Annotated in this window: 18 protein-coding genes; 8 read left to right on the top strand and 10 right to left on the bottom strand. The window is 32.9% G+C overall.

Translation table 11 applies throughout. From position 1 onward, the window contains the following. Nucleotides 1–7 precede the first annotated feature (7 nt). The 5 genes from ABYI63_RS06485 (at nt 8) to ABYI63_RS06465 (ending at nt 5,066) form a co-directional block, all read left to right on the top strand. A complete protein-coding gene (locus ABYI63_RS06485) occupies nt 8–1,600 on the top strand; it encodes a S8 family serine peptidase (RefSeq protein ID WP_372754662.1) in 1,593 nt (530 codons plus the stop codon). Next, nucleotides 1,601–2,542, top strand: coding sequence for an NAD(P)H-dependent flavin oxidoreductase (locus ABYI63_RS06480; protein ID WP_372754660.1), 942 nt, complete (start codon nt 1,601–1,603; stop codon nt 2,540–2,542). Nucleotides 2,543–2,805: 263 nt separating this feature from the next. Beyond that, on the top strand, nt 2,806–4,182 hold the full coding sequence (locus ABYI63_RS06475; protein WP_372754658.1) for an MATE family efflux transporter: 1,377 nt from the start codon (nt 2,806–2,808) through the stop codon (nt 4,180–4,182). Nucleotides 4,183–4,251: 69 nt separating this feature from the next. Beyond that, nucleotides 4,252–4,479 (top strand): hypothetical protein, encoded by a 228-nt coding sequence (locus ABYI63_RS06470; protein ID WP_372754656.1) that lies wholly within the window; start codon nt 4,252–4,254, stop codon nt 4,477–4,479. Between the two features lie 17 nt (nt 4,480–4,496). After that, nucleotides 4,497–5,066 carry a phosphatase PAP2 family protein gene (locus ABYI63_RS06465; protein WP_372754654.1) on the top strand — a complete coding sequence of 190 codons (570 nt, stop codon included), beginning with the start codon at nt 4,497–4,499 and terminating at the stop codon, nt 5,064–5,066. 141 nt (nt 5,067–5,207) lie between these two features. Here ABYI63_RS06465 and ABYI63_RS06460 read toward each other — a convergent pair whose 3' ends face one another. The 8 genes from ABYI63_RS06460 to ABYI63_RS06425 all read right to left on the bottom strand — a co-directional run bounded on the left by ABYI63_RS06460 (nt 5,208) and on the right by ABYI63_RS06425 (nt 13,863). Then, a complete protein-coding gene (locus tag ABYI63_RS06460) occupies nt 5,208–7,193 on the bottom strand; it encodes an LTA synthase family protein (RefSeq protein ID WP_372754652.1) in 1,986 nt (661 codons plus the stop codon). A 55-nt stretch (nt 7,194–7,248) separates the two neighbouring features. Next, the gene (locus ABYI63_RS06455) at nt 7,249–7,803 is read right to left on the bottom strand and encodes a DUF2911 domain-containing protein (protein ID WP_372754650.1); all 555 of its coding nucleotides are present in this window, start codon (nt 7,801–7,803) and stop codon (nt 7,249–7,251) included. Nucleotides 7,804–7,881: 78 nt separating this feature from the next. Beyond that, nucleotides 7,882–8,802: a tRNA (adenosine(37)-N6)-dimethylallyltransferase MiaA gene (gene miaA, locus ABYI63_RS06450; protein ID WP_372754648.1), complete on the bottom strand. Its 921-nt coding sequence runs from the start codon at nt 8,800–8,802 to the stop codon at nt 7,882–7,884. Continuing rightward, nucleotides 8,795–9,628 (bottom strand): ion transporter, encoded by an 834-nt coding sequence (locus ABYI63_RS06445; protein WP_372754646.1) that lies wholly within the window; start codon nt 9,626–9,628, stop codon nt 8,795–8,797. Before ABYI63_RS06445 ends, miaA begins: the two co-directional genes overlap by 8 nt. 40 nt (nt 9,629–9,668) lie before the next feature. Continuing rightward, a complete protein-coding gene (locus ABYI63_RS06440; RefSeq protein ID WP_372754700.1) occupies nt 9,669–11,033 on the bottom strand; it encodes an exonuclease domain-containing protein in 1,365 nt (454 codons plus the stop codon). Nucleotides 11,034–11,121: 88 nt separating this feature from the next. Beyond that, entirely contained in the window at nt 11,122–11,790 is a 669-nt protein-coding gene (locus ABYI63_RS06435; RefSeq protein ID WP_372754644.1) for a YggS family pyridoxal phosphate-dependent enzyme, read from the bottom strand. A 128-nt stretch (nt 11,791–11,918) separates the two neighbouring features. Beyond that, complete coding sequence (locus ABYI63_RS06430) at nt 11,919–12,809, bottom strand: 3-hydroxyacyl-CoA dehydrogenase family protein (RefSeq protein WP_372754642.1); 891 nt, start codon at nt 12,807–12,809, stop codon at nt 11,919–11,921. Nucleotides 12,810–12,903: 94 nt separating this feature from the next. After that, nucleotides 12,904–13,863: a Gfo/Idh/MocA family protein gene (locus tag ABYI63_RS06425; protein ID WP_372754640.1), complete on the bottom strand. Its 960-nt coding sequence runs from the start codon at nt 13,861–13,863 to the stop codon at nt 12,904–12,906. 142 nt (nt 13,864–14,005) lie between these two features. Here ABYI63_RS06425 and ABYI63_RS06420 point away from each other — a divergent pair, with 142 nt between their 5' ends. After that, nucleotides 14,006–14,647: a protein-L-isoaspartate(D-aspartate) O-methyltransferase gene (locus ABYI63_RS06420; RefSeq protein ID WP_372754638.1), complete on the top strand. Its 642-nt coding sequence runs from the start codon at nt 14,006–14,008 to the stop codon at nt 14,645–14,647. A 55-nt stretch (nt 14,648–14,702) separates the two neighbouring features. Here the strand turns inward: ABYI63_RS06420 and ABYI63_RS06415 are convergent, their stop codons facing one another. Further along, the gene (locus tag ABYI63_RS06415; RefSeq protein ID WP_372754636.1) at nt 14,703–15,278 is read right to left on the bottom strand and encodes a hypothetical protein; all 576 of its coding nucleotides are present in this window, start codon (nt 15,276–15,278) and stop codon (nt 14,703–14,705) included. Nucleotides 15,279–15,294: 16 nt separating this feature from the next. Continuing rightward, nucleotides 15,295–15,753, bottom strand: coding sequence for an SsrA-binding protein SmpB (smpB, locus tag ABYI63_RS06410; protein WP_372754634.1), 459 nt, complete (start codon nt 15,751–15,753; stop codon nt 15,295–15,297). A gap of 129 nt (nt 15,754–15,882) precedes the next feature. Here smpB and ABYI63_RS06405 point away from each other — a divergent pair, with 129 nt between their 5' ends. Further along, a complete protein-coding gene (locus tag ABYI63_RS06405; protein WP_372754632.1) occupies nt 15,883–17,469 on the top strand; it encodes a S41 family peptidase in 1,587 nt (528 codons plus the stop codon). 175 nt (nt 17,470–17,644) lie between these two features. After that, nucleotides 17,645–19,045, top strand: a complete 1,401-nt coding sequence (gene lpdA / locus ABYI63_RS06400) for a dihydrolipoyl dehydrogenase (protein WP_372754630.1) — start codon at nt 17,645–17,647, stop codon at nt 19,043–19,045. Nucleotides 19,046–19,115 lie beyond the last annotated feature (70 nt).

Genomic DNA, 19,115 nt, shown 5'->3' with positions numbered 1-19,115 from the left:
TTTTTTTATGTTTTCATGCTTTCAGGTCCTGCTTTTTGCACAGCAAGATGCCTGGGTGTATTTAAAGGATAAACAAAATGTAGCTACTTCTATTGCTAATCCAATTTCAATACTTACTCAAAAAGCAATTGATAGAAAAAACAAGCATGCAGTTACCATAGATGAACGGGATGTTCCTGTAAATGAAACTTATATTACACAACTAAAAAGTGTTACTGGTATTACCGTTAAGGCAAAATCTAAATGGTTTAATGCGGTTCATGTTAGGGGAAGCGTAGAAGATATTAACAGTTTGAAAAGCACCTTTACCTTTGTGGATTATATAGATTTTGCAGACAAAAGTTTGAATGTTTTTAAAACACTCAATCCAAAAAAGGAATCTAAATTAGAAAGTGTTTTGTCCTCATTTAATTATGGAAATGCTGCAAATCAAATCCAAATGATTAAGGGCGATCAGCTTCATTTATCAAATTACACAGGAACGGGTATTACCGTGGCCGTTATTGATGCCGGTTTTCCGAATGTGAATACCATGGCAGCATTTCAACGCTTAAGAATGGCAAGTAATATTAAAGGAACTTACGATTTTGTTAAGAGAGCATCTGATGTTTACACAAATACAACAAGTAATCATGGCACTTTGGTTTTAAGTACCATGGCAGGCTATATTGAAAACCAATATGTTGGCACAGCTCCCGATGCTTCTTATTATTTGTTTGTAACTGAAGATGGGACTTCTGAAAATCCAGTAGAAGAAAGTTATTGGGTTGAAGCAGCAGAACGTGCGGATAGTTTGGGTGTAGATGTGATTAATACATCTTTAGGATACACTACCTATGATAATTCTAATTACAGCTATACCACAGCACAGATGAATGGTAATACAGCATTTATAACAAGAGGTGCTAACATTGCGTTTGAAAAAGGCTTATTACTTATAAACTCGGCAGGAAATTCCGGAAACGATAGTTGGGGAGTTGTAGGTGCTCCAGCAGATGGAGCCGGAGTTTTAAGTATTGGAGCAGTAAAAGCCGATGGAACTTATGCCACTTTCAGTTCAAGAGGAAGTGCCATACAACCAACTCATAAACCAGATGTTGTGGCACAGGGGCAGAGCACTGCTGTTATTTCAACAAATGATTTAATATACACATCTAACGGAACATCATTCAGTTCACCAGTTTTAGCTGGAGGCATTGTATGCCTTTGGCAAGCATTACCTAATAAAACAAATGCTGAAATTATGCAGATAGTTCGAGAATCTGCTTCACAATCTGCTTCTCCAGATTATTTTATTGGCTATGGTATTCCAAATTTACAAATGGCCTTAAACAGCGCTTTGCAAGTTGATGATATGACCATTGAAGGTAAAGTTACAATGTACCCAAATCCCACAAAAGGACTTGTGAAATTTAAAATTCCTTCACAATCCAGTGTGTTATCAGTAGCTATTTTTAATGTAACCGGAAAGCAAGTAATGACTTTTACAGTAGATTATGTTAACGATCAGATAGATATTTCATCATTAGCTAATGGATTATACTTAATTAAAGTAGACTCTCATTCAACTTCAAAAACAACTAAAATAATAAAATACTAAATGTCTAATAGAGTTTCTAATTTATTTAATATAAAATATCCAATTATTCAAGCTGGTATGGTTTGGAATAGCGGTTGGCGTTTAGCTTCTGCCGCAAGTAATTCGGGAATTTTAGGTTTAATTGGAGCAGGTTCCATGTATCCAGATGTCTTGCGTGAACATATTCAAAAATGTAAAAATGCAACCGATAAACCGTTTGGGGTAAATGTACCTATGTTATATCCAAATATCCAAGAAATTATGGATATCATTGTAGAGGAAGGAGTTAAAATTGTTTTTACTTCGGCAGGAAATCCTAAAACTTGGACCTCTTGGTTAAAGGAACGTGGTATTACTGTAGTTCATGTAGTTAGCAGTGTGAAATTTGCATTAAAAGCTCAGGAAGCTGGTGTGGATGCCATTGTTGCTGAAGGGTTTGAAGCCGGAGGACATAATGGTAGGGATGAAACTACGACATTAACGCTCATTCCAATGGTAAAGGAGCAAATTCACATTCCACTAATTGCAGCAGGTGGTATTGCAACGGGGCGTGCTATGTTGGCAACCATGATTTTAGGTGCAGACGGTGTACAAATAGGAAGCCGGTTTATAGCAAGTGAGGAAAGTTCGGCACATATTGCATTTAAACAAGCTGTAATTGATACGAAAGAAGGAGATACCCAATTAACATTAAAGGAACTAGCTCCTGTACGTTTGATTAAAAATAAGTTTTATAATGATGTGCAAGCACTTTATAAAAATGCGCCATCGCCGGAAGAACTTAAAGCTTTATTAGGTAGAGGAAGAGCGAAAAAGGGCATGTTTGAAGGTGATTTGCAAGAAGGAGAATTGGAAGTTGGTCAGGTTTCTGGTTTAATTCATGATATAAAACCTGTTTATCAAATTGTTACAGATATTATTAAGGAGTTTGAAGAAGCTAAAAAGGAATTAGCCTATTTTTAAAAATAAAAGGAGGTAATTGAGTATTACCTCCTTTCGAATATTGAAATTTTAACTAGTTGTTTTAAATCCCTGTAAAAAATTAGTTAAATATTCCTGTCCTAGATTACTAAATGGTTTTCTTAAGGAGCGGCAAAATTAATATTTTATTAATCTTTGCCTATTAAAATTTTGGTTACTTATTAACAAATTATCCCTGCTGTTTTTTTGTAAATGAAGTCTTAAAAAAGACCAAAATTGCAGAGACTTTAGCTTACTTTTGCATCATGCATATAAAAGATTACACTAAAGAATTTAAATACAATTGGCAATTAGCAGCACCTGTAATGTTGGGTATGCTGGGGCATACTTTTGTAGGTTTTGTAGATAATATTATGGTTGGACAATTGGGTACTGCCGAACTTGCTGCGGTATCTTTAGGAAATAGTTTTATTTTCATAGCCATGTCTTTAGGTATTGGATTTTCAACGGCTATTACACCTTTAATTGCAGAAGCAGACGCCGAGGGTAATTTTGATAATGGAAAATCTATTTTTAAGCATGGTCTGTTTTTATGTACGGTTTTAGGTGTTCTGCTGTTTTTACTGGTTATATTAGCTAAACCATTAATGTATCTAATGAAACAACCATTGGAGGTTGTAGAATTAGCAATTCCGTATTTGGACTTAGTTGCAGTATCTTTAATTCCATTAATCATTTTTCAAGGGTTTAAACAGTTTAGCGACGGTTTGTCTTTAACACGTCAGCCCATGTATGCAACTATTTTGGCCAATATTTTAAACGTTGTTTTTAACTATTTATTAATTTTTGGAAAATTCGGTTTTCCAGAATTAGGAATTGTAGGGGCTGCCTATGGCACTTTAATATCTCGGGTTTTAATGGTTTGGTATTTGTGGTTTCTACTAAAATCTAAAGGGAAATCCAAGGCTTTTGTTACTAACATTAAATTTTTTATTCTAAATAAATTAATGCTCAAAAAACTGTTGAATTTAGGAGCGCCAAGTGCCATGCAAATGTTTTTTGAGGTTGGAATTTTTACAGCCGCCATTTGGTTAAGTGGGTTATTGGGTAAAAACCCGCAAGCAGCAAACCAAATTGCTTTAAACCTAAGTTCCATGACCTTTATGGTTGCTACTGGCTTAAGTGTTACTGCTATGATACGGGTTGGAAACCAGAAAGGGCTACAAAACTATTTTGATTTACGCCGAATTGCCTTTTCCATATTTTTATTAGGTTTAATTTTTGCTTCGTGTTTTGCCATTCTTTTTTTTGTATTTCATAATCAGTTGCCTAAGTTGTATGTTGATTTTGACGACGCTAAAAATCTGGTAGATAACACTGAAGTGGTAGGGATAGCTTCAAAATTATTGTTTGCAGCAGCCATTTTTCAATTAAGTGATAGTTTGCAAGTACTCGCATTGGGAGCCTTAAGAGGTTTGCAAGATGTAAAAGTGCCTACAATAATAACTTTTGTTTCTTATTGGCTTATTGGGTTTCCTATTAGTTGGTTTTTAGGTAAAGAAGCAGCATATGGAAGTTTTGGAATATGGTTAGGCTTATTGGCAGGCTTAACAACAGCAGCTATTTTATTATTTATTAGATTCAATTATCTCACAAAAAGATTAATTTTGTCCATTAAGTAATTTAGATTGTTACTAACAAACAAAGTAAAAATAGCAATTAGTTAAACATCAAACAATTAAATAATAATTATGAGTCTTCCAAAATTTATTCTAGGTGATAATACCGATTTTCCTAATGCAATTTATGTTATTCATACAGAATTTCCTAGATTTATAATCAATCTTGAAGATGACGAGCTTGAATGGTTTGAAGATTTCGATGATGAGGATGAAAAGGAGTTATTGGCCGAAACAGAGAACATGATAAAACTAGCTACTGAGTTTTACGATAATGAAATTTTAAAATACGAAGAGTAACGCCAAAAACATAAATAATGTTAGAAACGCTTTTAGAGTACGATACGAAAATTTTCTTGTTTTTAAATAACTTAGGATCCCCAACCTGGGACCAAATGTGGTTAATTATAACGCATGAATTTACTTTTGCACCTATGTATGCGCTTCTGTTATTTCTCTTATATAAAAAATTTGGATTAAAAGCCTTGTTAGTTTTTGTAGTAGTTATTACTTTAATGATAACTTTTACAGATCAAATGACAAATGTTGCGAAACGTACATTTGAAAGATCACGCCCTTGTGGTGTTGATAGTCTGGTAGATCAAATGCGTTTTATAGCAGTGCGTTGCGGTAAGTATGGTTTCTTTTCAGGGCATTCTTCAAACTCCATGGCAGCGGCCGTTTTTGCTGGTTTAATTTTGAAACCTTATTATAAGAATCTATTATTTATAATGTTGTTTTGGAGTGCTATTGTAGCTTACAGTAGAATTTATGTTGGAGTGCATTATCCATTAGACATCATTTGCGGCTTCACATTTGGAGCTATATCAGGCTTTATGTTTTATAAGCTTGCCAAATACCTATTAAAAAAATATGTTACAGCTTAAGTACTTTAAGCAATAGTGGCAGGTGTTTTTTAGGATAGAAATGAAAATACAATTATTTTAATTCGTAGAAATTGAAAGTTGTTTTGTAATCAAATTTAGAAGCTTTTTTCTTTTTTTAGTAAGTGGTGAATTAAATAGGTTTTAAATATTTTTCTTAACCTTAAGACCTTCGTTACGATACATATAATCGGCTACTTGATAAAAAGAAATCGTTTCTTCCAGCATCTTGGTGTCAATGTCTTTCAGTATTAAATCATCATTATCTGTTATCCATTCATAGTAATTAACAACTCGCTGATCGCTTAAAACCATTAGTTTTTTGTCTTTTAAAAGCCCTAAGTTTCTGTAATTACCAATAAAAGCACGTTCATCCTCCTTTTTCATGTTCATTATGTTTTTTCCAAATAGGTTGGAAGTGTAGTCCCAATTTAAAAGCGCAAATAGGGTAGGGAACATATCAATTTGAGAACTTAATTTCTCGATTTTTTGAGGTGCAATGTTTTCTAAATTAACTATCATCGCGGGAATTCGATATTTATCAATATTCAAATTCCAACGTCCGGCACTACTTGCGCAATGGTCTGCCATAATAACAAATACCGTGTTTTCAAACCAAGGTTTGGTTTTAGCTTCCTTTAAAAAGTTGCCAATTGCGAAATCTGTGTATTTAATAGCACCTTCCCGACTTACACCCGACGGAATATCAATTTTGTTTTCAGGATAGGTAAAAGGTCGGTGGTTGGAGGTTGTCATTATGAAATTGAAGAAGGGCATTTCGGTTTTGTAAGCAATATCTGCTTCTTTTAAAACTTTCCTGTAGATATCTTCATCACAAACGCCCCAAGCATTTTCGAAAGTTACTTCATCATCATTAATATTGGTACGTTTAGTTTTTATATTTGAATCGAGTAAAAACCCTCTACCGCGGTCAATAATATTAAAGCCGTTTCCACCAAAATAGGTATTCATATTATCAAAGTACCCATCGCCGCCATAAAAGAAATTTCGATTGTAACCCTGCTGTTTAAATATTTCACCAATGGTAAATAAACCTTGGTTTTTATTTCGTTTTACAATGCTACGACCTGGTGTAGGAGGAATTGATAATGTAATGGCTTCCATTCCTCTAACTGTACGTGTACCAGTGGCGTAAAGATTGGTGAAAAATAGACTTTTTTTAGATAATGAATCTAATGTAGGTGTTATGTTTAAGTCGCTTCCTAAAGAATTAAGGTAGGATGCGCTTAAACTTTCAATACAAATAAAAATAACATTTGGCTTTTTTTCTGGGCGAAGTAAACTATCAAAATTTGAAATGCTTCTATAAATTTCTCTTTTCTCGGGGTTTATAAATTCACTATTTTTTTCGACTAATTTTTCTTTAACATTTGAAAAGGCCGTATCAATATCAATGGTGTTATAAAATTCGGTATAAGATAGTTCGTTGTTTTTAAAAGCAGCAAAAAAGGAATAAATACCTGTTTTTGCTAATTCATTGTTATATCTGTTGTTAAAACGTTCGGCGTGTTCATTTTTTACAAAAAGTCCAAATAATATGGCTACAGAAATCACCAAAAAGGAAGGTGCAATTTTCTCTTTAAATACGGTGTCGTTTTTAAATGTTTTATTAAAAACGTTCCTTTTTTTGGTTATAAAAAGTATAATGAATAATACAATGGAAATGGCACTTAATAATAATGGAATGGGGTAAGATTCGTTGATGTTTTTTACAACTTCATAAGTGTAAACTAAATAATCAACAGCTATAAAATTGAATCGACGTTCGAATTCTTCCCAAAACGTTATTTCAGCAAAAAATGAAAAAATAAAAATTAAAACACCTACGGAATAACCAAAATAGGTTATAATACGGTCGAAAACTGAGCCATATATTCTTTTAGGTATAATTAATAAATATAAAATATAAGGAAGTGCAAAAAAGGAAATAGTACCAACATCAAACAGAAAACCAATTAAAAAGGTTTTTATTAAGACCAGAAGCGAAGCGTCTATTTGTGGAAAATACCAAAAACATAAACAGCTTCTAAGAATAAATGAAAGTGACATAAAGATAAACACATACACTTTAAGAAGCTCAAAACGTTTGGGTATTAACTTATTCCACATATAGGTTATGGTTGGTTTTAATTGTTTGATAATTGCAGATAAATTTTGTTAAGAATTATCTTAAAGGCACTGCAACTTTCACATCATCCCAAGCCATAGTTAAAGAAAGGCTATCTGTAGAATTATCAAAAGCAATGGTAAATTGTTCCACTGTTGAGTCTAATTTTTTAACTGGTACTACTACGTTTAATACGTCATAATTAGGGTCCCACATCGGTTTCATTTCGGAGTTAACCCCCCATGAATATTGCTTAGAGTTAAAAATAACAGTCCATGTAGAATCTCTTGGAACCGTCCAAAGTGTATATTTTCCAGCAGGCAGGGTCATGTTTTGGATATTTAAGGGCTGGTTAGTTTCAAAAGTTGTTGCTTCATTCGCACCTGTTCTCCAAACCTGATCAAAAGGCACTAAGGCTCCAAAAATAGCACGGTCTTTTTTAGAAGGTCTATTATAAAAAACTTTAAGTTTTAAATCATTAAGTTTAAATTCTACGGTGTCTTTTGGACTTAGGCGTTTTTCAAATATGTTTTCAACAAAAATAGCATATGAAAATAGGCCAAGAGCTACTATGAAAAAGATTAGTAAAAGACGCTTTAAGAAGGTATTCATAATTTTTTATTTTGGATATAAATATACTTTAAAAGTAATAATTACTAATAGGCAAACGTAGAATTATATCGAAATGTTTTAATTGTTTGCTAAAATATTTTTTTGTGTTTCTAATGCTTTAATTATGGTGTCTGTATTTTCTAAATAATCAAACCATAAGGTGTCTTGGTTTCGTTTAAACCAGGTAAGTTGTCTTTTTGCAAAACGTCTAGAATTCTTTTTTATTTCGGAAACAGCAAAATCCAGAGTCCATTCCCCCTCCAAATAATTGAATAATTCTTTGTATCCTACAGTATTTAAAGCATTCAAGTTTTTATAAGGTAACAGATTTTTTACTTCATCCAATAACCCATCATTAATCATGATGTCAACACGTTGGTTTATTCTGCTATATATGGTTTCCCTTTCAGCTGTTAGTCCAACAGAAATAACTTTAAAAGGGCGTATGTTACTTTTTTTGTTAAGGTAGGAGGAATAGGGTTTTCCTGTACCTACGCAAATTTCTAATGCACGTATTACTCGATGCGGATTATCAATTGCAATGGTATTGTAGCTAACTTCATCTAAACGTTTTAATTGTTCTTGCAGGAAGTGAAGTCCTTCAGTATCTAATTTGTTATTTAAGGTAACTCGAATATCGGGATCCACTTCAGGAAAATCGTCTAATCCTTTCGTAACGGCGTCTATATATAATCCAGATCCTCCAACCATAACAACAGTTTCATGTTCTTCAAATAGTTTGTTTAAAGTAAGCAAAGCATCTTTTTCAAATGCGCCCACATTATAGTTTTCTTGAATAGTTTTATGGTGAATAAAATGATGTTTTGCTGCTGCTAATTCTTCTTTTGAAGGTGCCGCGGTGCCAATTTGCATTTCTTTAAAAAACTGCCTAGAATCTGCCGAAATTATTTCTGTATTAAAATAGTTTGCAAGCTTTATGCTTAACGCTGTTTTTCCAATAGCTGTAGGGCCAATTATTGAAATTAGAAATTTAGGCATTTGTTAATTTATTTCCACATTTTCTGCAATACGAAGCATCACTAAGGATAATATCTGCTCCGCAATTTTGACAAGAACTGTTTTTTAAGTTAGACGTTTTATCTTTTGTTGCAGCGGTATATTCCGCTGAAACTATACCTGTAGGTACCGCAATGATGCCGTAACCAATAATCATTATTATAGTAGCCAAAACCTGACCAAGGGCTGTTTGTGGAGTAATATCTCCAAAACCAACCGTGGTTAGGGTTACAATACACCAATAAATGCTTTGTGGAATACTTTTAAAACCATTTTCTGGGCCTTCAATTAGATACATAACAGTACCTAATATGATGGAAATTATAAAAACAAAAAATATAAAAATGAATATTTTCGAGCGACTGTTTTTTATGGCTCTAATAAGTTTATTGGATTCACCAACAAATCGAATCAGTTTTAAAATTCTAAAAACTCTTAATAGTCTCAAGGCTCTGAACACAGATAAGAATTGAGTATCTAATATGAAAAATGAAATGTATTTAGGAAGTGTTGAAAGTAGATCAACAATACCATAAAAACTAAAAATATATTTTTTAGGTTGGTTTACACAAATGATTCTTAATATATATTCGATTGAAAACAAAATAGTTATAACCCATTCAGATATGTTAAAATAGCTATGATATTTGCTGTCAAAAGATTCCACACTTTCCAGCATCACAATTACAATACTGTAAATAATAGCAATTAATAACGTAATGTCGAAAACTTTTCCGGCACGGGTATGCGTGCCGTATATAACTTCATGAAGTTTAATTTTCCACTTTGAATTTAGTTGATCACTCATAAGTTTCAAAAGTAAAGAAAGATTATGATGTTTATTATTTTTAATTAAAGGTAATTACTTTTAAGCGATTATTTTTTCTTAAATAACTTTGAATAATATGTTGCGTATCTCTATTGTTCTGCATAGGAGTTATGATAGATTCTAAAACCTGAATATTCGTTATTTGATAATTTAAATTGTAAAATCCCAAACCTTTGAAAACGCCATTTTCTATTAGAATAGCGCTGCGCTCGTCGATATCGCGACCTCTATCAATAATTACCATGTTTTTGTTTCGATAACTATTTTTTTGGATTAGGGCTTCAACCCTGGCATTGTAAGTTTCGGTTGGTTCTTTTTCAATGCAAGCTCCCTGGCAAGCTTTTACATCATAATTAAAACAACTGGTTTTAGTTTTATATAAACCTACTAGTTTTTGGCACAAATTGTATTCTTCAACTACTTTATTTAAAAAACTTTTTCCGCTTTCTCGGTTTGTAAAAGTGGTTATTGGGTTTTTACGTAAATCGGCAACATCAATTTTTAAGTTAATATAACCTTTATCGTCCACAAAACTATATAAAGCATGTGTGAAAACGGTGCGGCGTAAAGCTCTATTGAAAATAGGTTTAACACGTTTTATTTCTTCACTTTCTTTTAGTAATGCAACCAATTCACTACCTGTTGTTTCATAGGTTACTGCGGTAACTTGTGATTGTATTTTTTTTGATTTTTGATTGGTGTTCGTGAAATGTTGATTAACTCGTTTTTTAATATTGTTGCTTTTGCCAATATAAATAATGTCGCCGTTTGCTTTATGAATATAGTAAACACCGGTTGTTGAAGGTAATTCTTCAAGAATATCTAAATGTCTTGGTTCTAATTGTAGTTTAGGGTTTAAACGAATGGACTGTTGAATGATGCTTTTTGTAGTGTCTTTATCCAATAGCATTTGAAACAATTTAACCGTAGCGATGGCATCACCTGATGCTCGATGCCGGTCTGTTACAGGAATACCAAGTGATCGGACTAATTTTCCTAAACTGTAGGATTCTTGCCCCGGAATTAAATCTTTAGACAGTTCGACGGTGCATAGCGACGGGCGAATAAACTCAAATCCCAAGCGACGGAATTCGGTACTTAAAATTCGGTAATCAAATTGTGCGTTGTGGGCCACTAAAATACAATCTTCGGTAATTTCAACAATTCGTTTGGCTACTTCATAAAACTTTGGGGCATTGCGAAGCATGTTGTTATTAATACCTGTTAAATTCACTACAAAAGGCTGTATATCTCGTTCAGGATTAATAAGGCTGATAAATTGATCAACTACTTTATGACCATCAAATTTATAGATGGCAATTTCTGTGATACCTTCTTCATTATACTTTCCGCCAGTGGTTTCTATGTCTAATATTGCGTAAATAAGTTGTTTGTTGTTTAGATGTTTGTGGTTTAGCCATTGTGATTATGTTGATGAACTCAATAATTCCACGACAACCCACTTAACAATTTTAATTATAATTCCGTTCACCAAATATACTACTTCCTACACGAATCATGTTGCTACCACAATTAATTGCTAATTGGTAGTCACCACTCATTCCCATGCTTATAGTTTCAGGTTTAAAGTTAAAAGTTTCTGATGATTTTAGGCTATCAAATACGGATTTTAATAAAGTAAATTCTTCTTTTATTTGGTTTTCATTTTCGGTGAAGGTTGCCATACCCATTACTCCAACTATTTTAATGTTTTTTAGCCCTGCCATAGCTTCCGATTGAATGATTTTTGAAGCTTCTTCTGGTGTCATTCCGAATTTAGAATCTTCAGATGCAATTTTTATTTGAAGCAAACAATTAATAACCCGATTATGTTTTTTTGCTTGTTTGTTTATTTCTTCTAACAATTTAAAATTATCAACACCATGTATTAAGCTCACAAATGATGCCATATATTTTACTTTGTTACTTTGAACATGCCCAATCATATGCCATTCAATATCTTTTGGCATAGCCTCAAACTTATCAACCATTTCCTGAATTTTGTTCTCTCCAAAAATGCGTTGTCCGGCATTATAAGCTTCCATTAAATCGTTAATAGGTTTTGTTTTGGAAACAGCTACTAAAGTAACGTGGTTCGGTAAAGTAGATTTTATTTGATTTAGATTTTCTTGTATGTACATTTTGTTATTTTTTGTTTAGTTGTTGGTAACCTATTGCTTATTGTTTCCATAGCAAACAGCACACTATTTCATTATTTAGTGGAATAGTAGAATAACAACTAAATGACAAAATACCTAAACGATTGAACTTATTTAATAAATTGAGAAGACACTTTTTCCGCTTTTCTACTTTCAGAATAATCATAAAATCCTTCACCAGATTTTATACCTAATTTTCCGGCGCGAACCATATTAACTAGTAGGGGACAGGCTGCGTACTTTGGGTTTTTAAATCCGTCATACATTACATTTAATATAGATAAACACACATCTAAACCTATAAAATCGGCTAGTTGTAATGGACCCATTGGGTGCGCCATTCCTAATTTCATTACAGTGTCAATCTCATTTACCCCTGCAACACCATTATATAATGTTTCAATAGATTCATTAATCATGGGCATTAATATACGGTTAGCTACAAATCCAGGATAGTCGTTAACTTCCACAGGTGTTTTACCTAGTGTTTTAGAAAGTTCCATGATGGTCTTTGTAATGGCATCACTGGTGTTATAACCTCTAATAATCTCAACCAATTGCATAATAGGCACTGGATTCATAAAATGCATTCCAATTACTTTCTCCGGTCTTTTGGTAACACTTGCTATTTGCGTAATGGAAATTGAAGATGTGTTGGTTGCTAAAATGGTGTTTTCAGCACACGCTTCATCTAATTGTTTGAAAATTTTAAGTTTTAAATCAGTGTTTTCGGTGGCGGCTTCCACTACTAAATCAACATGTTTAACACCTTCTATTATGGTTGTAAACGTTGAAATATTTTTTAGTGTATTTACTTTTTCAGCTTCGGTTATGGCTTCTTTGGAAAGCATTCTTTCCAGATTTTTAGCAATGGTTGCTACCCCTTTTTCAAGAGCTTCTTTGCTAATGTCAATAAGGTTAACTTTAAAACCGTTTTGGGCAAAGGAATGTGCAATGCCATTTCCCATAGTGCCTGCGCCAATAACTGCAACGTTTTTCATGGAACTAGAATATTATTATACTCAATATTAAATGCCAAGTGAAGTAATCTGTTAATTGATAAAAAGATTGCTTGGTACTATATGGCTTTTTTACTTAAAAACTGTTAATTATTTGAGTTGCAACACGCAGAGCCTCAGTGCCGTCATGAAGTGTTACAATTGGTGATTCATTATTATTTATGGCATCAGCAAAGGCATTCAATTCATCTAAAATAGAATTGTTGTTTGCTACATCCGGATTGTCAAAATAGATTTGTTTTTTAACACCTTCTGCATTTTGTAATACCATATCAAAATCTCCTGGATCTTCTGGAGCATCCTTCATTTTTACTACTTCACATTTCTTATCTAAAAAATCGACAGAGATGTAAGCATCTTTTTGGAAGAAGCGTGCTTTACGCATTTTTTTAAGTGAAATTCTGCTGGCGGTTAAGTTGGCAACACAACCATTTTCAAACTCAATTCGTGCATTTGCAATATCAGGAGAATTGCTTATTACAGCTACACCACTAGCACTGATATGTTTTACTTTCGATTTTACCACACTCAGTATAATATCGATATCATGAATCATTAAATCTAATACCACAGGAACATCGGTTCCACGTGGGTTAAATTCAGCAAGTCTATGAGATTCAATAAACATTGGCGATTTAATATCGTCTTTTACTGCTAAAAATGCAGGATTAAATCGTTCAACATGGCCTACTTGACCTCTTAAATTGTGTTCAGATAATAACGCTCTTATATGTTCAGCTTCTTCAACCGTATTGGTAATTGGTTTTTCAATAAAAATATGTTTTCCTTTAGAAATGGCTTTTTTTGCACATTCGTAGTGCGATAAAGTAGGCGTAACAATATCAACCATATCAACGGCATCAATCAGCGTATCAATAGAGTTGAAAAATTTATAGCCAAACTCGGCTTCTACTTTTTTACCATTTGATTCATCGGCATCATAAAACCCAATAAGGTCATATTTATCAGATTGCTTCAAAAGTTTTAAATGAATTTTTCCAAGGTGACCAGCACCCAGTACACCAGCTTTTAGCATAATAGTATAAGGTTTTCAACAAAAATAAGATTTTAGTTTCAGAAAAGGTCTACTAGGAAATAGAAAATAGATTAAAACTTTAAAATATATACTTTGAACTTCATTTTGTTTGATTTATTTTCGCTTTTCAAATATACCAACATTGAAAGACACGTTTAAACACAAGGGCCTAAGACAACAATTAGTAAATGTGATTAAAGCCAAAGGAATAGCCGATGAAGCTGTTTTAAAGGCTATAGGGAACATTCCTAGACATTTTTTTATGGACTCTAGCTTCTTGGATTATGCCTATAAGGATATGGCATTTCCTATTGCGGCAGATCAAACCATATCCCAACCCTATACAGTAGCCTTTCAAACAGAATTACTAAAAGTTAAAAAAGGAGATAAAATTCTTGAAATAGGCACAGGTAGTGGTTACCAAACCGCTGTTTTATGTGAACTAGGTGCAAAGGTGTACAGTATTGAGCGCCAACAAGAGTTGTTTAAAAAAACAAGTGTCTTTTTACCTAAATTAGGTTACCGTGCTAAAAAACTTGTTTTTGGTGACGGCTACAAAGGAATGGAAGAAGAAGCTCCTTTTGATGGTATTATTGTAACTGCAGGTGCACCTTTTGTACCCAAGCCTTTATTAAGTCAGCTAAAAGTAGGTGGTAGGTTAGTAATTCCTGTTGGAGATGATGTGCAAATTATGACGCTTTTTATTAGAAAAGGCCCTAAAGAATTCGAACAACACGAATTTGGTGAGTTCAGGTTTGTACCTTTATTAGAGGATAAAAATTAAATTAATTGTTGGTTGTGGAGTTGTTCAAGAGATTTAAACAACAAACAGCAGACAACTAACTCTTTGTTTTTGGTAAATAATTTCTAGGAATAGGATTCCATCGTGTTTCGTTATCCCAAAAAACATTCATAATCCACCAGCGCGTACCATCGTTTAATAGTTGAATACTGTTAATGCCACGCATAAATGGTTCTTCATCATTTTTGCTATTAAACGATTCAAAGGTGCTGAATACATGAGCAATGTTTCCGTAAGCATCAACCGTTCTATGAACTTCTTTTTCAATAAAGCCAGCGTCTGTCATCCATTTACTAGAACTTTTCATGTAATCGTCCGGTTTCATATAGCGAATTTGGAACTTGCGTTCATCATTCTTACCAGAAGTAATCAATTTGGCATCTTCATGAAATAGGTATTTAAAAAGTGTCCAATCTCTTTTTTGTCCTTTTTCACCTGAAATTACTTTGTATAATGAATTGATAGTACTATCAATGGTTAATACGTTTTCCGAATAATCTTTAGCTACAGATTTATTATTTTCTTTGCTTTTACTATTGTCTTTACCCTTATTTTGGGCTTGAACGTTTAAAAAAGTAAAAGATATTAGAATAACTAAGAGGACTTTTTTCATTATAAAAATTTAAATTTTATTTGAAGTTTTTCTTTATTCGGTCTAAATCACGTTTGTTGTCGCGGTCTTTTATAGTCTCGCGTTTGTCGTATAACTTTTTACCTTTTGCCAAAGCAATATCTAATTTAGCAAAACCTTTTTCGTTAATAAATAAACGCAACGGGATTATTGTAAGTCCCGAACTTTGTACTTCTTTATGTAACTTTTTTAATTCTTTTCGGTTTAACAGCAATTTTCGTTCCGCTTTTGGACGGTGGTTGTAATAATTCCCAAAAGCATATTCTTCAATAGTTGCATTTATTACAAAAAGTTCGCCTTTTGCATTAAATTCACAAAAGCTTTCCGCAATGGATGCCTTGCTATTTCTAATAGACTTTATTTCGGTGCCCGTTAACACAATACCAGCAGTATACGTATCTAATATTTCGTATAGAAAGCGGGCCTTTTTATTTTGTATGTTGATTTTTTTTTGCATGCCGCACAAAATTACATAAATTTATTTTTAAAGATAGATTTGATTTAAGCGAAAAGTTAAATATTAACTAACAGTGCTTTTAGCATTATAATTACTACTAATTTAGCTTTTGTTCTGTTTTGTAGTTATATGAAGAAATTTATAAAAATTTTACTGGTTTTTGTACTAATATCATCGTGTAGTAGCGTTAAAAAATATAATGAACAAATTAGCAAGTTACATACAATTGAAGCTCTACGTGCAGATATTGATAATGTCTATTTTCAGTTAAAAAAGCACCACCCTAATTTATACCAATATACGCCAAAAGAAATCTTGGATTTTAAGTTTGATAGTTTAAAATTATCAATAAAGGAACCTATAAATTCTCGTGAGTTTTATAAGAAGTTAGCGCCTGTGGTTGCAAATGTGAAACAAGGACATGTGTCTGTAGGTTCGGCCGGAAAGCGTTATAACAAGAAGGAGCGAAAACAATTAAGTAAAAAGAAATTTGAGTTTTTAGATTTAGGTTTTGAATATTTGAATGAAAAATTATGGGTAACCAAAACCAAAGAAAAAGATAACGCCATCATCGGTAGCGAAGTTATTAAAATTGATAATGAATTAGTTTCCAGCTTAGTAGCTACTTATAAAACACGTTTTGCTTCAGATGGGTATAACAAAACACTTCATAATCAGTATGTTGGTAAGGTGTTTTCTAGATTACATCTTAAAGAACACGGATATTTGGATAGTTTACAAGTAACGTTTAAACAGCAAGATTCTATTTTTACGAAAATGTTTAAATATGTTGATAAAAATAAAAAACAAGATAGTGTATCTAAAAAAGAAACGGTGAAAGTTGAAAAGCCAAAACTGACGAAAGCCGAGAAAAAAGCAAATAGAATAGCAAATCGTAACAAACGGAAATATAATAAAAAACACGGCCTAATTAAAGGTGATGAATTCACCCGAAATTTTAAATTTTTAGAGACAGATAGTAGGGTGGCTTACATGAGAATTGAATCGTTTACTAATGGAAATTATAAAAAGTTTTACAAAGAAAGCTTTGCGATTTTAGACTCTTTAAAAACAGAAAACTTCATACTCGATTTGCGAGATAATGGTGGTGGTAGAATTTCTGAAATTTCTTATTTATATTCATTTTTAGCCAAAGAAAAATTTCAATTGGTTAAAGAAAGTGAGGTGAACAGCAGGTTGCCTTATTTCGATTTTTTAATGAGTAATACTACACCAACATCTTTAAAAATAGCTTCGGTACTAGGGTCTCCAATGATTGTAATCCATAATTTAATTAAAACTAAAAAGCGAGAAGATAGAATTTATTACAACCTTAGGTTTTCTAAAGAAAAAGAACCTAATAATTTGGCTTATAAAGGTAATTTGTATGTGTTAATTAATGGTGGATCTTTTTCAGCATCCGCTTTATTATCAACGCATTTAAAAGCTACGGATCGTGCTGTTTTTGTAGGAGAGGAAACGGGAGGTGCTTATAATGGGTGTGTTGCGGGTATTTATAAAATTCACCAATTACCCAATTCAAAACTTAAAATAAGGATGGGTTTAATGCAGATTGAAACGCCTTACAAACAAACACCCGATGGTTTTGGTGTTATGCCTGATGTGGAAATTGCCCATACTATTGAAGATATAATTAATAACGGCGATCCAGAAATTGAATGGGTTTTGCAGCGCATTAACTCACCAGATAATTAATAAAATTGAATAGAATGCCAGTTTTATTATTTTTATTCGATTTTAATAAAAATAAAAACGCATTATTATTAAATTACTAATTAACTTGATAAAGCATTGTTTTTTATTGGCTTCCAAATAAAACATTTGTATTTTTGATTTTAATAATTTAATAAACGAAACATCAAAATATACTATGAATTCATACGATGTAGCCATAATAGGCTCGGGTCCTGGAGGATATGTTGCAGCAATACGTTGCGCACAATTAGGCATGAAAACTGCTATTATTGAAAAGTACAATACACTTGGAGGCACGTGTTTAAATGTTGGTTGCATACCAAGTAAAGCGCTTTTAGATTCTTCACATCATTATGAAGATGCTGTAAAACATTTTGAGGAACATGGAATTGATATACCTGGTGATATTAAAGTGAACCTTGAAAAGATGGTAGCCCGTAAACAATCGGTGGTGGATCAAACTACTGGAGGTATCGATTTTTTAATGAAGAAAAATAAAATTGATGTTTATCAAGGATTAGGAAGCTTTAAGGATGCGACCCATATTTTAATTACAGGTGAAGAAACTACCGAAATTGAGGCAAAAAACACCATTATAGCAACAGGAAGTAAACCTTCAAGTCTTCCTTTTATTAATATTGATAAAGAGCGTGTTATCACATCAACCGAAGCTTTAAAACTTAAAGAAATTCCAAAACACTTAATCGTAATTGGTGGTGGTGTTATTGGTTTAGAACTAGGTCAGGTTTACAAACGCTTGGGTGCCGAGGTATCGGTAATTGAGTTTATGGATCGCATCATTCCAACCATGGATGCTGGACTTTCTAAAGAATTAAACAAGGTGTTGAAAAAACAAAAATTCAACATCAATACATCACATAAAGTAAAATCTGTTGAGCGTGTTGGTGATGAAGTTATTGTAAAAGCAGACGATAAAAAAGGTAATGAAATCGAGTTTAAAGGCGATTATTGCTTAGTTTCTGTTGGTCGTCGTCCGTATACTGATGGCTTAAATGCCGAAGCTGCAGGTGTGAAATTAACCGATAGAGGTCAAATTGAAGTAAACGATCATTTACAAACAAGTACTAAAAATATTTATGCCATTGGTGATGTTGTAAAGGGGGCCATGTTAGCGCACAAAGCGGAAGAAGAAGGCGTTTTTGTTGCTGAAACGTTAGCTGGACAAAAACCACATATTGATTATAATTTAATTCCGGGTGTGGTTTACACATGGCCAGAAGTCGCCGCTGTAGGTAAAACAGAAGAACAACTTAAAGAAGCTGGTGTAGAATTCAAAACAGGATCGTTCCCGATGCGTGCTTTAGGTAGAAGTAGAGCAAGTATGGATTTAGATGGTTTTGTTAAAATTTTAGCCGATAAGAAAACAGATGAAATTTTAGGTGTACACATGATTGGTGCTCGTGCAGCCGATATGATTGCTGAAGCTGTTGTTGCTATGGAATTTAGAGCAAGCGCTGAAGATGTATCTAGAATGTCTCATGCGCATCCAACATTTACGGAAGCTATTAAAGAAGCGGCTTTAGCTGCCACGGAAGATAGAGCGTTGCACATTTAAGTAATTCCAAATCTTATATTATAATAAAAAGCGAACTACTGGGTTCGCTTTTTATTTGTATAAATATTCA

Origin of the sequence: Mariniflexile sp. (assembly GCF_041583155.1) — a bacterium.
Classification (GTDB): Bacteria; Bacteroidota; Bacteroidia; order Flavobacteriales; family Flavobacteriaceae; genus Mariniflexile.
This window is presented reverse-complemented; position numbering and strand designations above follow the sequence as displayed.